The following is a 15064-nucleotide window of genomic DNA, read 5'->3' as shown; positions in this document are numbered from 1 at the left end:
TTTTGTCAACTTAAAAATGATCTTTTTTGTTTCTTTGTCATTTAAAGGATACAGAAAGAACATATTGGGTGTGTGAAAAAACACAGACGCCTGTTGTCAGACGTCTGAAAGTCAGAGGCTGCTATCAGCCAGCAGAAGTTCTACGTTTTGTTTATTGAGCTGCGTGAGGGTGTCGGCAGGGAGGCCAGTTTGGCTGATAACGAGATCAAGGTCTGCCAGACGGGCGTGGCCTGCGAGGAAGGTTTGACCAAATTTACTTTTATCAGCCAGCAGGATTTTTTGCCGTCCAGCCCGCATCAGCGCTCGTTTTACGTGGGCGTCGGTCATTTTGGGGACCGTCAATTCACCCAGTTCGTTAATACCCTGGGTACTGAGGAATACCTTGTCGGCGTGGATATTGCTATAGAAGTCAGCGGTGCTAAAAGAGATCATCCCCTGGGTATCGTCTTCATACTCGCCGGGCGCCACGATCAGCTTAATGTTTTTTCTCCCTTTCAGTAGATTAACTACCGGAACAGAGTTGGTTATCACCATGATTTTCTTATCGAAAATAAACTGAGCGAGGGCGAGTGGTGTGGTCCCGCAGTCGATAATAATGGTATCGCCATCTTCGACCAGCTCGGCGGCTTTTTGGCCAATCAGATGCTTATCATCGACCATTTGTATCGATTTTAGCTGAAAGCTGGGCTCTACGCTGGCGCCGCTGGTGAGATAGGCTCCGCCATAGGTGGTTTTGACAATGCCTTGTTTTTCAAAGAAAGAAAGGTCGCGGCGGATGGTCATTTTGGTGACGCCGAATTTCTCGGCAAGCTCATTAACGACGACTTTTTTGTCCTGTTGCAGAATGGCATAAATGCTCATTCTTCGATCTGATGATTGCATATTTACGACTCACCCAGAGGAAAATCGCACTATAAAGCACATCGTTTTGGCTGGCAATGGGGCGGAGAAAGAACATAAAAGAACACACCCGCCGGAAGCGGGTGTGGGCAGGAGGTTATTCCCACTCTTGCAGGAAGCGTTGACCGTACTGGTCGGCGACCAGCAGAGCCGCATAGACCTGATCCGGCGTCGCACCACCAGGCATATTGTGGATGGTTTCGCCTTCTGCACAGGCGGCTTGCGCCACGGTACGCATTTTGCCTGGAATATCGGCTTTAATGTCCAGCTGCGCCAGGGTGATAGGCAACCCAACGCTGTGGCACAGCGCCGCCACGGTTTCGATCTCTTCCACCGGGGCGTTTTCCAGCATCAATTGCGTTAGCGTTCCGAAGGCTACTTTCTCACCGTGATAATAGTGGTGAGCATCTGGAATCGCGGTTAGACCGTTATGGATAGCATGTGCCGCCGCCAGGCCGCCGCTTTCAAAACCAACGCCGCTCAGGTAGGTATTGGCTTCAATCACGCGTTCTAGCGCCGGAGTGACGACGTGCTGCTCCGCCGCCAGCATCGCTTTTTCACCTTCTTCAATCAGCGTGTTGTAGCACAGTTCGGCCAGCGCCAGCGCTGCCTGGGTGCATTTGCCGCCCGCCATGGTAGTCGCGTTGCTACGGGAGCAGGCACGGGCTTCAAACCACGTTGCCAGCGCGTCGCCGATGCCTGCAGCCAGCAGGCGTGCCGGAGCTCCGGCAACGATTTGCGTATCGACAATGACCATATTCGGGTTACGCGGCAGCATCAGGTAGCTATCAAATTCACCATCATCGGTATAGATAACCGAGAGCGCGCTACACGGTGCATCGGTAGAGGCAATCGTCGGAGCAATAACTACCGGCAGATTCATAAAGTGTGCTAATGCTTTCGCGGTGTCCAGCGTCTTACCGCCGCCAATTCCCAGCACGGCGGTACACTGAGCTGAGCCCGCAATATCGCGTAATCGATTGATTTCATTATGCGAGCATTCGCCGCCAAACGGCGCGATTTCGGCAACCAGGCCAGCATCTGCCAGGCTTTTACGCAATTTTTCTTCGGCAAAGCCGAGTACGAATTTATCGCCAACGATGAGCCAGCGTTCAGCCAGCGGTTTGAGGTACCCACCAAGGCGAGCAATTGCGTCTGCGCCTTGAATATACTTACCGGGTGATTGAATAATGCGATCCATTTCTATTCCTCCTGGATGACCGTGATGCCACCCCCCTGGGCGGCTCGCCGATCGGGTTACAGGTTCAGAGTTCCAAAAGCGTTATTCCAGTCCTGCTCAAACTTCTCAATGGCTGACTCTACCGCAGGGGTACCGAGCATTTGTTGCGCTACATCTAACGGAAGGGTGATAGCTTCGCAACCGGCTAACAGGCAATCCAGCGCCTGGCGTGGGGTTTTGAAGCTGGCGGCCAGCACTTTGCTTTCCGGCGCGTGCATTTCCAGTAGGGATTGCAGCTCCTGCACCGTGCGAATGCCGTCACCGCCCTGGGCGTCGACGCGGTTCACGTAAGGGGCAACATATTTAGCACCCGCCAGCGCGGCCAGCAGGCCCTGAGAGGCGCTGTAGACGGCGGTACCCAAGGTAGTGATACCTTCTTTTTTCAGCAGCTTGATAGCGGCAAGGCCTTCAGCGGTGACCGGGATTTTTACCACGATGCCGGGAACGGCGTTGCTCAGACGTTTGGCTTCTTCAACCATACCCTGAGCGTCGCGGCTCATAGTCTGAGCGAACAAAATACCTTCCGGTCCGACGGCTTTTTGCAAGCGCGGTAGTACGTCCCAAACCGAGGCTTTGCCAGCGGCGATAATGCTTGGGTTGGTGGTAACGCCAGCCAGCGGGTAGATACGTGCCAGGCGTTCAACTTCGGCTACGTTTGCGGTGTCCAGATAGAGTTCCATAGTACTTTCCTCAATGCTTAATTCGATAGTGTCGTTGAGGTAAGAATACGGCTTTCACATGAAGGGTCGCCAGATGACAAATTTGCCAAATACTGGATAAATGTACGCATTGCTATTAAGGGTGATTTAGATCACGTTTATCCCGTGTTGTGGGGAAATTTAAGCAAAAAAGAGCGTACAAAAGTCAGGCTTAACACACAAAAATCTAGTTTTTTGCAGGCGATGTTTTTTCCGTGAGCTGGCTATGATACTGGCGGCGATACTCTGATGGTGAGCGCTCGGTGTTCTTGCGAAACAGGCGGCAAAAGTAGTTACTGTCGGCAAAACCACAGGCGTGAGCGACATCTTTGACCTTCATATCGTGGCCCTTTAGCAGCATTCTGGCCTGCTCCAGGCGGATGTGATTCAGGTACTCATTAAAACCCATTGGTCCGCATTTCTGGAACAGATGCGAAAGATAGTTTGGTGAGAGATAAAATTCCTGCGCCACCGACTCGCGGGTTAAAGGATCGGCAAAATGGGCATCGATATATTTACGAATGGCCTCGAAAAGCGCCTGGCTGCGTGAGGAAGTTTGTACCTGGCTACCTAGCAGATCGGCGCAGTGGCTGAGCAGGCTGATGACAATACAGCGCGCTGTATGCTGCTCCTGCGGCTGCATTTGCATTTCATTGAGCGCCTGGAGCAGAAAAGATCCCACTCGAGGGCCACGGCGGGGAACTTGCTGTTTATCCAGCACGTTAAGCGCGCTGCCGTCCCAGTTGCGCAGGACGAATTCCAGCTGCTGTTTACCAAATAAGATGGTTAACAGAGTCGAGGGCACGAGCCATTGTGGGTCATTCCACCCGCCAGCAGGAATGTACAACACATCGTGTGGCGTGAGCTGGGCTGGGTCGGCCTTCACCGCTGGATCGCGGACCTGCCCCTCAAGCATGATTTCGAGGCGCGGAAAATCGACGCTCACGGCTTTCTCTGAAGCCGGTCTGGTTTCTGTGGAAAAGCGGACCTTCCCGATTACTGCCGGGCCTTTAATAAAAGAATCAATGGCCTGATTGATGTCGATATCCATTCTTGCTCCGCATAGCGCTCTCTTTTCATCATACCTAACAAATCGACAGAGGGAAAAGCCGAGCGGTTTTTCTGCGAAGGGTATTGTAAGATTTAATTGATATGTTATATCGTAACATATTATTGCAAACGTTAACTCAGGAGAGAGTAATGACCAAAAAGATTTCCGCCCTTGCGCTTGGTATCAGCATGTTACTGGCGGGTAGCCAGGCTTTTGCCCACGGCCACCATAGCCATGGGCCTGCATTAACTGAGGCGGAGCAAAAGGCGAGTGAAGGTATTTTTGCCGATCAGGATGTAAAAGACAGAGCGTTAAGCGATTGGGATGGTATCTGGCAGTCGGTTAACCCTTATCTGCTGAACGGCGATTTGGATCCTGTGCTCGAACAGAAGGCCAAAAAAGCCGGCAAAAGCGTGGCCGAATATCGGGAATATTATAAGAAGGGATATGCCACCGATGTGGACCAGATTGGTATCGAAGATAATGTGATGGAGTTTCACGTTGGGAAAACCGTCAATGCCTGCAAATACACCTATTCTGGCTATAAAATTCTGACCTACGCATCCGGTAAGAAAGGCGTGCGCTACCTGTTCGAATGCTCACAGGCGGATTCAAAAGCGCCGAAATTTGTTCAGTTCAGCGACCACACTATCGCACCGCGTAAGTCCCTGCATTTTCATATCTTTATGGGCAATGAGTCGCATGAGGCGCTGCTGAAAGAGATGGATAACTGGCCAACCTATTATCCTTATGCGCTGCATAAAGAGCAGATTGTCGACGAGATGCTGCACCATTAATAAAAAATAGCTCCGGTAAACGGAGCTACGAAATTGATGACAAATCTGTTTTAGCTAGGGTGCTCGCATTTTTGCCGGGTGGCGGTTAGCGCCTTACCCGGCCTACAAAATCTACGAGTTCACTGCCGTTTGCGGGCTGGTAGCCCGGACAGGCGCAACGCGCCGCCTCCGGGGATACCGCGTCCGGCAAATTAGCCGGTGTTGCGCATACCTGCCGCAACGCCTGCAATGGTTACCATCAGCGCTTGCTCAACGCGAGGATCCGGTTTTTCACCTTTCTCTTCCGCCAGACGTGAACGATGCAGCAGTTCGGCCTGGAGTACGTTCAGCGGGTCAGTATAGATGTTACGCAACTGGATTGACTCGGCGATCCACGGCAGGTCGGCCATCAGGTGGGAATCGTTGGCGATTGCCAGCACCACATCGATATCAGCAGACAGCAGTTCGCGCAGCTCTGTACCTAACTTCCACAGCTCAGGTTTCACCAGGCGCTGATCGTAATATTCTGCCAGCCACAGGTCCGCTTTCGAATAGACCATCTCCAGCATGCCGAGGCGAGTAGAGAAGAACGGCCAGTCGCGACACATGCTTTCCAGCTCGCTCTGCTTGCCGCCTTCGACGACTTTTTGCAGCGCCGCACCAGCACCCAGCCAGGCGGGCAGCATCAGACGATTTTGCGTCCATGCGAAGATCCACGGGATCGCACGCAGTGACTCAACGCCGCCGGTCGGGCGACGTTTTGCCGGACGCGAGCCCAGCGGCAGTTTGCCCAGTTCCTGCTCCGGCGTAGCGGAGCGGAAGTAAGGAACAAAGTCTTTATTTTCACGTACGTAGCCGCGGTACATCTCGCAGGAGACGTCGGACAGCTCGGCCATGATGTCTCGCCATTGCGGTTTTGGCTCCGGCGGCGGCAGCAGGTTGGCTTCCAGAATCGCGCTGGTGTAGAGCGACAGGCTGCTGATGGTGATTTCCGGCAGGCCGTATTTGAAGCGGATCATCTCGCCCTGTTCAGTGACGCGCAGGCCGCCTTTCAGGCTTCCTGGAGGCTGAGAGAGCAGAGCCGCATGAGCCGGAGCACCGCCACGACCGATAGAACCGCCGCGACCGTGGAACAGCGTCAGCTCAATACCAGCTTTCTCGCAGGTCTTGATTAAGGCATCCTGCGCCTGATACTGCGCCCAGGATGCGGCCATTACGCCCGCATCTTTTGCTGAGTCAGAGTAGCCAATCATGACCATCTGCTTGCCCTGAATAAAGCCGCGATACCAATCGATATTCAGCAACTGGGTCATGACGTCGTCGGCGTTGTTCAGGTCATCCAGGGTTTCGAATAGCGGTGCGACCGGCAGCGCGAAGCCGATACCGGCCTCTTTGAGCAGCAGATGTACCGCCAGCACGTCAGACGGCGTTTTCGCCATCGAAATCACGTAGGCAGCAATGGAACCGCGCGGTGCTTCGGCGATCACTTTGCAGGTTTCAAGCACTTCGCGAGTTTCTTCGCTCGGCTCCCACTGACGTGGTAGCAGAGGACGTTTGGAGTTCAGTTCGCGGATCAGGAAGGCCTGTTTGTCGGCTTCCGACCAGCTTTCATAATCGCCGATGCCGAGATAGCGGGTCATCTCGCCCAGGGCTTCGGTATGACGGGTGCTTTCCTGGCGGATATCGATACGCACCAGCGGTACGCCAAAGGCTTTTACGCGACGCAGAGTATCCAGCAGCTCGCCGTTGGCGATGATGCCCATGCCGCAGGCTTGTAGTGATTGATAGCAGGCGTAAAGCGGTTCCCACAGCTGTTCATTTTGCGTGAGCAGACCTGCTGGTTTCGGTAGTCTCTGCCCTTTCAGGCGCGCTTCCAGCCAGGCCTGTGTTTCCATCAACTGCGTGCGCAGTTTTTTCATCAGGTAGCGATAGGGTTCTTGCGCGCCTTCCGCACCCGCCAGTTCGCGCAGTTCGTCGGTACACTCAACCATCGACAGCTCGGAAATCAGCAACTGGATATCTTTCAGGAACAGATCGGTCGCTTTCCAGCGGCTAAGCAGCAGGACGTGGCGGGTAATATCGGCGGTCACGTTTGGGTTGCCGTCGCGGTCACCCCCCATCCAGGAGGTAAAGCGAACCGGGACAAAATCGACCGGTAAGCGATAGCTGAGGTTATCTTCCAACTGTTCGTTCAGCTCGCGCAGGTAGTTCGGCACACCTTCCCACAGGCTATTTTCGACAACAGCAAAGCCCCATTTGGCTTCGTCGACCGGGGAAGGCCGGTGCTTACGGATTTCATCGGTATGCCATGACTGGGCAATCAGCTGGCGCAGACGGCGCATCACCTGGTGACGTTCATAGTCAGCGATATCGTTGTTATCAAGCTGTTTCAGGCAGTTGTTGATTTCACCCATCTTGTGGATCAGGGTACGGCGGGTGATCTCGGTTGGATGAGCGGTTAAAACCAACTCCAGAGACAGGGACTCCACCGCTTTTTTAATAATGTCTTCGTTGAGATTGGGTTGGTCTTTGAGCTTTCTCAGGGTACGAGCAATCACTTCCGGATTGCTAGCCGCTTCGCCCTTTGGCGAAATGCTGTGGTATTGCTCAGCGGTATTCGCCAGGTTCAGAAACTGGCTGAAGGCGCGCGCCACCGGCAGCAGCTCGTCGTTGGACAAGTTTTGCAACGTGGTGAGCAGTTCCTGGCGGTTGGCTTCATTGCCTGCGCGAGAAGATTTGGACAACTTACGGATAGTTTCGACACGATCAAGAATGTTTTCTCCCAGCGCATCCTTGATGGTGTCGCCCAGCACCTTACCGAGCATACTGACATTACTACGCAAAGCGGAATATTGTTCGTTCATGTTACCCCAGACACCCCATCTCATTTTATTTTGTTATATCCGGCGCTCGATAATTTGAGCAGTGGATAAGCAACCGTCTTTTATAAAGCCACGTAAAAACCCCCACGTCAATTGTTGCGAAATCGCTTCAGCAAACGAATAAATAGCGGCAATTTGCGAAATTTAACTCAGAGGTCGCTTGATAAGTGTTGCTTATGAAAGTGTGATAATTGTCACTCTCCCGCCCTGATACAAAAGAGCGGAAGAATGCGTATTTTTAATGCCAGCAAAAATGGTGGACCACCTGAGTGATAAGCTCACGAGTCGGCTTAATAAAGCGCGTTTCCAGGTACTCATCCGGCTGGTGGGCCTGATTGATGGAGCCAGGGCCTAATACCAGCGTTGGGCAGAGGGTCTGAATAAATGGCGCTTCGGTGCAGTAGTTCACGACTTCGGTTTGCGCGCCGAGCAGCTTTTCGACAACCGCAACCAGTTTATGGTCCGGCGGGCATTCATAGCCGGGGATCGGCGGATGCAGTTCGGAAACGGTCAGACGCCCGGGCCAGCGTTCGCTTACCGGTGCCAGCGCTTCTTCAAGGAGTCCGTTAAGATCGTTGAGCGTCATACCCGGCAGCGGGCGAATATCCATATGCAGTTCGCAGCAGGCACAAATGCGGTTGGAGGCATCGCCGCCGTGAATCGCTCCGAGGTTAAGTGTGGGGTACGGGACGGTAAACGCAGCGTAGTGATAACGCTCTTTTAAGTCGTCGCGCAGCTGCATGATGCGACCAATGGCATCGTGCATCAGCTCAATGGCGTTGACGCCGCGTGCCGGGTCGCTGGAGTGGCCGGATTGCCCCTGGACGCGAACCGCGTTGGACATGTGGCCTTTGTGCGCACGTACCGGCTGCAGTGACGTAGGTTCGCCGATAATGGCGCAATCCGGTCGCAGCTGGGTAGTTTCGGCAAAGTAGCGGGCACCGGCCATACTGGTTTCTTCATCGGCAGTTGCCAGAATATAGAGCGGTTTTTTCAACTTAGTCACATCAACATCGCGCAAAGCATCGAGAATAAAAGCGAAGAAGCCTTTCATATCCGCGGTGCCAAGGCCGTAAAGTTTGTTGTCGTGCTCGGTCAGGGTGAAGGGGTCGCGAGTCCAGCGACCATCATCAAACGGGACGGTATCAGTATGCCCGGCTAGCAGCAGGCCGCCAGCACCGTTGCCGGTACTGGCCAGCAGGTTGAATTTATTGCGTGTACCCGGCACTGGCTGAACTTCAACGTTAAAGCCAATATCGCGGAACCAGCCTGCCAGTAAATTGATTAAAGACTCATTGCTTTGATCCAGCGCCTCTTCGGTTGCGCTGATGGAAGGTGTGGCGATCAACGCGCGGTAAATCTCGATAAAGGGCGGTAAATTGTTTTTCATTGTTGACACACCTCGGGTCATGATAGTATCAATATTCATGCATTATTTGTGAATAAAAATACATTATCGCTGAGCCTAAGAAAACCTATTTAATGTAGGGATGATGTTCTTACGGCTTAACAGGGTGGGGAAGGCAACGGTCTTCCAGAGCAAATATACGTAAGCAAGAAGGTGAAAAGCCCCAATGTTGAACACGCTGATTGTGGGCGCCAGCGGTTATGCCGGCGCAGAGCTAGTGGCCTATGTAAATCGCCATCCTCATATGACCATAACCGCTTTGACGGTCTCCGCGCAAAGCAATGATGCGGGAAAATTAGTTTCCGATTTGCATCCGCAGCTAAAAGGGATTGTTGATCTGCCGCTGCAGCCAATGTCCGATATTAGCGAGTTTAGCGCTGGGGTCGATATCGTTTTTCTCGCTACCGCCCACGAAGTGAGCCATGACCTGGCGCCGCAGTTTCTCGCGGCGGGTTGCGTGGTGTTCGATCTTTCCGGGGCGTTCCGCGTTAACGATGGCGCTTTCTACGAAAAATATTATGGTTTCACTCACCAGCACCCTGAGCTGCTGGAGCAGGCGGTTTACGGCCTGGCCGAGTGGAGTGTCGATAAGCTGAAAGAGGCGAATCTGATTGCGGTGCCGGGTTGCTACCCGACGGCGGCCCAGCTGTCGTTGAAACCGCTGATCGACGCGGACCTGTTGGATCTTAACCAGTGGCCGGTGATCAATGCGACCAGCGGCGTTAGCGGTGCCGGGCGTAAGGCTTCCATCGGCAACAGCTTCTGTGAAGTCAGCCTGCAGCCCTATGGCGTCTTCAACCACCGCCATCACCCTGAAATATCCACTCATCTGGGTGCGGACGTTATTTTTACCCCGCATCTGGGCAACTTTAAGCGTGGGATTCTGGAAACCATCACCTGCCGCCTGAAGCCTGGCGTGAGCAAAGAGCAGGTGGCGGCGGTGTTCCAGCAGGCCTATGCGAACAAACCGCTGGTGCGTTTATATGATAAAGGTATGCCCGCATTGAAAAATGTCGTGGGTCTGCCATTCTGTGATATCGGTTTTGCGGTCCAGGATGAACATATCATCGTCGTAGCGGCGGAAGATAATCTGCTGAAAGGCGCCGCGGCCCAGGCCGTGCAGTGTGCAAATATCCGTTTCGGCTTCGCTGAGACGCAGTCTCTTATTTAAGGTGTGATGATGAATCCTTTAATTATCAAACTCGGCGGCGTCCTGCTGGATAGTGAAGAAGCGTTGGAGCGCCTGTTTACCGCGCTGGTGAATTATCGCGAGACGCACCAGCGTCCGCTGATTATTGTCCACGGCGGCGGCTGCGTAGTGGATGAGCTGATGAAGCAGCTTAATCTGCCAGTGAACAAGAAAAACGGTCTGCGAGTGACCCCTGCGGATCAAATCGACATTATCACCGGTGCGCTGGCGGGGACTGCCAATAAAACGCTGCTGGCGTGGGCGAAAAAACACGGCCTGGCTTCCGTTGGACTATTCCTTGGTGATGGCGACAGCGTTAAGGTGACTCAACTTGACGCCGCACTGGGCCATGTGGGGCTTGCACAGCCGGGTTCCCCGGCCCTGATTAACACGCTGTTGGCTGGCGGTTACCTGCCGGTCGTCAGCTCTATCGGTGTCACCGATGAAGGCCAACTGATGAACGTCAACGCTGACCAGGCGGCTACCGCACTGGCGGCAACGCTTGGCGCAGACCTGATTCTGCTGTCGGATGTAAGCGGTATTCTTGACGGCAAAGGTCAGCGTATTGCCGAGATGACTGCGGCGAAAGCAGAGCAGTTGATTGAGCAGGGCATTATCACCGACGGGATGATCGTCAAAGTGAATGCGGCTCTGGATGCGGCACGCACGTTAGGTCGCCCGGTGGATATTGCCTCCTGGCGTCATGCTGAACAGCTGCCAGCGCTGTTTAACGGAACATCGATCGGTACACGTATTCTGGCTTAATATTTTATGCCCGGCGGCGCTTTGCTTGCCGGGCCTACAAGACTGTAGGCCGGGTAATCCGGCGGAACTAACGAATAAAGGAAGCATGTTATGGCACTTTGGGGCGGGCGTTTTACTCAGGCAGCGGATCAGCGGTTCAAACAGTTCAACGACTCTTTGCGCTTTGACTATCGCCTGGCGGAGCAGGATATCGTTGGCTCTGTTGCCTGGTCCAAAGCGCTGGTGACGGTTGGCGTATTGACCGCTGATGAACAGTTGCAACTGGAAGATGCGCTGAATATTCTGCTGGAAGAAGTGCGGTCTAACCCGCAACAGATCCTCGAAAGCGATGCGGAAGATATTCACAGCTGGGTTGAAGGCAAGCTGATCGACAAGGTCGGTCAGTTGGGCAAAAAGCTACACACCGGGCGCAGCCGTAACGACCAGGTCGCGACCGACCTGAAGCTGTGGTGTAAAGATACCGTGGTGGAACTACTGTCGGCGAATCGTCAGCTGCAAAGCGCGCTGGTGGAAACGGCGCAGAACAATCAGGACGCAGTGATGCCGGGTTATACCCACCTGCAGCGCGCGCAGCCGGTGACTTTCGCTCACTGGTGTCTGGCCTACGTCGAAATGCTGGCGCGTGACGAAAGCCGTCTGCAGGATGCGTTGAAGCGTCTGGACGTCAGCCCGCTGGGCTGCGGCGCGTTGGCGGGCACGGCCTATGAAATCGATCGGGAACAGCTGGCTGGCTGGCTGGGCTTTGCTTCAGCCACTCGTAACAGCCTGGATAGCGTCTCTGACCGCGATCATGTCCTGGAACTGTTGTCCGATGCTTCTATCGGCATGGTGCATTTGTCCCGTTTTGCAGAAGACCTGATTTTCTTTAATACCGGTGAAGCAGGATTTGTCGAGCTGTCCGATCGCGTCACTTCCGGCTCATCGTTAATGCCGCAGAAGAAAAACCCGGACGCGCTGGAGCTGATCCGCGGTAAATGTGGCCGCGTACAGGGCGCGCTGACCGGCATGATGATGACCCTGAAAGGTCTGCCGCTGGCATATAACAAAGACATGCAGGAAGACAAAGAAGGGCTGTTCGATGCGCTGGATACCTGGCTGGACTGCCTGCATATGGCGGCGCTGGTACTTGATGGTATTCAGGTGAAACGCCCGCGTTGTGAAGAAGCCGCGCAACAGGGTTATGCGAACGCGACCGAGCTGGCGGATTATCTGGTCGCCAAAGGCGTACCGTTCCGTGAAGCGCACCATATTGTCGGTGAAGCGGTGGTCGAAGCCATCGCCCAGGGCAAACCGTTAGAAGATCTGTCTCTGGTCGATTTGCAGAAATTCAGCAGCGTGATCGCCGATGACGTCTATCCGATTCTGTCGTTGCAATCGTGCCTTGATAAGCGAGCGGCTAAAGGTGGTGTTTCGCCACAGCAGGTTGCGCAGGCTATTGCTGATGCCAAACAGCGTCTGATCTAAACGCCAGCCACGCCGATGTTGAGTCGGTGAATAAATAGAGCTCGGGTCATGCCCGGGCTTTTTTTATGCAAAAAAAAGCGGACACAAGGTCCGCAAAAGTTCACGTTGGCTTTAGTTATCCGGGTAGAGAATCTATGAGGCAGCTCAATGAATTTCAGAGGTTTGCCTCGTTTCTGGGTTTATTATTGAACAGAATCCTTGATAGGGATAATCGTTCATTGCTATTCTATCTATCGCCATGGACTATCGTGGCAATGGAGGATGAATAATGAATATTCGCGATCTTGAATACCTGGTAGCGCTAGCCGAACATCGCCAATTCCGGCGTGCGGCAGACTCCTGCCACGTTAGCCAACCCACTCTCAGCGGACAAATCCGTAAGCTGGAGGATGAGCTTGGCGTCATGTTGCTGGAGCGCACCAGTCGTAAGGTTCTGTTCACCCAGGCCGGGCTGTTGCTGGTGGACCAGGCGCGTACTGTGTTACGCGAAGTCAAAGTGCTCAAGGAAATGGCAAGCCAACAGGGAGAGTCCATGTCCGGGCCGCTGCATATTGGCCTGATCCCGACAATTGGGCCTTATCTGTTGCCACTGATTATCCCGATGCTGCACCAGACCTTTCCAAAGCTGGAAATGTATCTGCATGAAGCGCAAACCCATCAGCTGCTGGCGCAACTCGACAGCGGTAAGCTCGACTGCGCGATTCTGGCATTGGTCAAAGAGAGCGAAGCCTTTATTGAGGTACCGCTATTTGATGAGCCGATGCTGCTGGCTATCTACGAAGATCACCCATGGGCGAACCGTGACCGTGTGCCGATGTCGGAACTGGCTGGGGAAAAGCTGCTGATGCTGGAAGATGGTCACTGTCTGCGCGATCAGGCGATGGGTTTTTGTTTTGAAGCTGGTGCTGATGAAGATACCCATTTTCGGGCGACCAGTCTCGAAACGCTGCGTAACATGGTTGCTGCCGGTAGCGGTATAACCCTGCTGCCTGCCCTTGCCGTGCCGCAGGAAAGAAAACGCGATGGTGTCGTCTATGTACCGTGCATTAAGCCGGAACCACGGCGTACCGTCGGGCTGGTTTATCGTCCTGGTTCGCCGCTGCGTAGCCGCTATGAACATCTGGCGGAGGCCATCCGCGGTAAGATGGATGGCCATTTTGATACAGCGTTAAAACAGGCGGTTTAAGCCATTCAACGCGGCTACCCGATAGGCTTCTGCCATTGTCGGGTAGTTAAAGGTGGTGTTAACGAAGTACTCAATGGTGTTACCACCACCTTTCTGCTCCATAATCGCCTGGCCTATGTGAATAATTTCTGCCGCGCGCTCGCCAAAGCAATGAATGCCGAGGATCTCTTTCGTCTCGCGATGAAACAGGATCTTTAGCGTCCCAACGCTCATGCCGACAATTTGCGCTCGCGCCAGATGTTTGAACTGCGCGCGTCCCACCTCATAAGGCACCTTCATGGACGTGAGCTGCTGTTCGGTTTTGCCGACGGAGCTGATTTCCGGAATGGTGTAAATCCCGGTAGGGATATCTTCAATTAAATGCGCGGAGGCTTCACCTTTGACCAGCGCCTGGGCAGCGATACGCCCCTGATCGTAAGCGGCGGATGCCAGGCTCGGATAGCCAATCACATCGCCTACGGCATAAATATGCGGCAGGGCGGTTTGATACATACTGTTGACCTTCAACTGACCGCGGCTATCGGTTTGCAGGCCGATGTTTTCCAGCGCCAGCGAGTCGGTATTCCCGGTGCGGCCGTTGGCATACAGCAGGCAGTCCGCTTTCAACTTTTTGCCGGATTTCAGATGCATGATGACGCCGTCGTCAACACCTTCAATTTTCTCGTACTCTTCATTGTGACGAATCACCACGCCGCTGTTCCAGAAGTGATAGGAGAGCGAGTCGGACATTTCTTGATCGAGGAACGCCAGCAGGCGATCGCGGGTGTTGATCAGATCGACTTTGACTTCCATACCGCGGAAGATCGATGCATATTCGCAGCCGATCACTCCGGCGCCATAGATGATCACATGCCGTGGTTCATGGTGCAGGCTGAGGATCGAATCGCTGTCATAAACGCGCGGGTGTGAGAAATCGACATCCGCAGGGTGGTAGGGACGTGAACCGCAGGCAATGACGAATTTTTCCGCCGTGACCGTTTCAACGGTGCCGTCATGGCATTCAAGCGCAAGCGTGTGTTCATCGACAAAGTGCGCATTGCCCTGCAGTATTTCACAGTGGTTGCGCTCATAGAAACCCTGACGCATGTGGGTTTGCTGGTTAATGACGCTGTCGGCATGGTTCAGAATGTCGGCGAAGGAAGAACGAAGAAGACGGGAATGGTCGCTGTAGAGAGGGTTCTGGTTAAATTCGATAATACGGCTAACGGCATGGCGGAGGGCTTTCGATGGGATGGTGCCCCAGTGGGTACAACCGCCGCCGACGTTATGGTAGCGCTCAATGACGGCAACGCGTGCTCCCTGTTTCACCAGCCCCATAGCAGCACCTTCTCCGCCAGGGCCTGAACCAATCACAATTGCATCATAATCCCAAGAGTGTGGCATGGCATTACTCACCTGTTTTATACATAAAATAAACACGATGATAACATTCGGTGGGCTTTAACCCAATTATCGTTGTGCTTTTTTGCGTCATAAAAGCAGAAACAGCTCGTAAACAATCATTC

Annotated in this window: 12 protein-coding genes; 5 read left to right on the top strand and 7 right to left on the bottom strand. The window is 53.7% G+C overall.

Translation table 11 applies throughout. From position 1 onward, the window contains the following. Positions 1 to 111 precede the first annotated feature (111 nt). From HV213_RS28770 to HV213_RS28755, 4 genes are all read right to left on the bottom strand, one after another. Positions 112 to 861 (bottom strand): DeoR/GlpR family DNA-binding transcription regulator, encoded by a 750-nt coding sequence (locus tag HV213_RS28770; protein ID WP_181484199.1) that lies wholly within the window; start codon positions 859 to 861, stop codon positions 112 to 114. 136 nt (positions 862 to 997) lie between these two features. Beyond that, a complete protein-coding gene (gene gldA, locus HV213_RS28765) occupies positions 998 to 2101 on the bottom strand; it encodes a bifunctional L-1,2-propanediol dehydrogenase/glycerol dehydrogenase (RefSeq protein ID WP_181484198.1) in 1104 nt (367 codons plus the stop codon). A 56-nt stretch (positions 2102 to 2157) separates the two neighbouring features. Next, the gene (gene fsa, locus HV213_RS28760) at positions 2158 to 2820 is read right to left on the bottom strand and encodes a fructose-6-phosphate aldolase (RefSeq protein WP_112216360.1); all 663 of its coding nucleotides are present in this window, start codon (positions 2818 to 2820) and stop codon (positions 2158 to 2160) included. 205 nt (positions 2821 to 3025) lie between these two features. Then, a complete protein-coding gene (locus HV213_RS28755; protein WP_181484197.1) occupies positions 3026 to 3889 on the bottom strand; it encodes an AraC family transcriptional regulator in 864 nt (287 codons plus the stop codon). A gap of 149 nt (positions 3890 to 4038) precedes the next feature. Between HV213_RS28755 and zinT the strand changes: the two genes are divergently transcribed. After that, a complete protein-coding gene (gene zinT, locus HV213_RS28750) occupies positions 4039 to 4686 on the top strand; it encodes a metal-binding protein ZinT (RefSeq protein ID WP_181484196.1) in 648 nt (215 codons plus the stop codon). Positions 4687 to 4877: 191 nt separating this feature from the next. Here the strand turns inward: zinT and ppc are convergent, their stop codons facing one another. Continuing rightward, entirely contained in the window at positions 4878 to 7529 is a 2652-nt protein-coding gene (ppc, locus tag HV213_RS28745) for a phosphoenolpyruvate carboxylase (RefSeq protein ID WP_181484195.1), read from the bottom strand. 256 nt (positions 7530 to 7785) lie between these two features. Continuing rightward, the gene (argE, locus tag HV213_RS28740) at positions 7786 to 8937 is read right to left on the bottom strand and encodes an acetylornithine deacetylase (RefSeq protein WP_181484194.1); all 1152 of its coding nucleotides are present in this window, start codon (positions 8935 to 8937) and stop codon (positions 7786 to 7788) included. A gap of 184 nt (positions 8938 to 9121) precedes the next feature. On the opposite strand from argE, the gene argC reads away from it, so the two are divergent. From argC to oxyR, 4 genes are all read left to right on the top strand, one after another. After that, the gene (argC, locus tag HV213_RS28735; protein WP_181484193.1) at positions 9122 to 10126 is read left to right on the top strand and encodes an N-acetyl-gamma-glutamyl-phosphate reductase; all 1005 of its coding nucleotides are present in this window, start codon (positions 9122 to 9124) and stop codon (positions 10124 to 10126) included. A 6-nt stretch (positions 10127 to 10132) separates the two neighbouring features. Continuing rightward, positions 10133 to 10909, top strand: a complete 777-nt coding sequence (argB, locus tag HV213_RS28730; protein WP_110276177.1) for an acetylglutamate kinase — start codon at positions 10133 to 10135, stop codon at positions 10907 to 10909. A gap of 90 nt (positions 10910 to 10999) precedes the next feature. Then, positions 11000 to 12373, top strand: a complete 1374-nt coding sequence (argH, locus tag HV213_RS28725) for an argininosuccinate lyase (RefSeq protein WP_181484192.1) — start codon at positions 11000 to 11002, stop codon at positions 12371 to 12373. Between the two features lie 268 nt (positions 12374 to 12641). Beyond that, positions 12642 to 13559, top strand: coding sequence for a DNA-binding transcriptional regulator OxyR (gene oxyR, locus HV213_RS28720; RefSeq protein ID WP_181484191.1), 918 nt, complete (start codon positions 12642 to 12644; stop codon positions 13557 to 13559). Here the strand turns inward: oxyR and sthA are convergent. After that, complete coding sequence (gene sthA, locus HV213_RS28715; RefSeq protein ID WP_181484190.1) at positions 13542 to 14942, bottom strand: Si-specific NAD(P)(+) transhydrogenase; 1401 nt, start codon at positions 14940 to 14942, stop codon at positions 13542 to 13544. The genes oxyR and sthA overlap by 18 nt on opposite strands. Positions 14943 to 15064: the final 122 nt, after the last annotated feature.

It is taken from the genome of Klebsiella sp. RHBSTW-00484, from assembly GCF_013705725.1.
Taxonomy (GTDB): Bacteria; Pseudomonadota; Gammaproteobacteria; order Enterobacterales; family Enterobacteriaceae; genus Klebsiella.
Note: the sequence above shows the minus strand (reverse complement) of the source record. Positions and strands in the feature narration are given on the sequence as shown.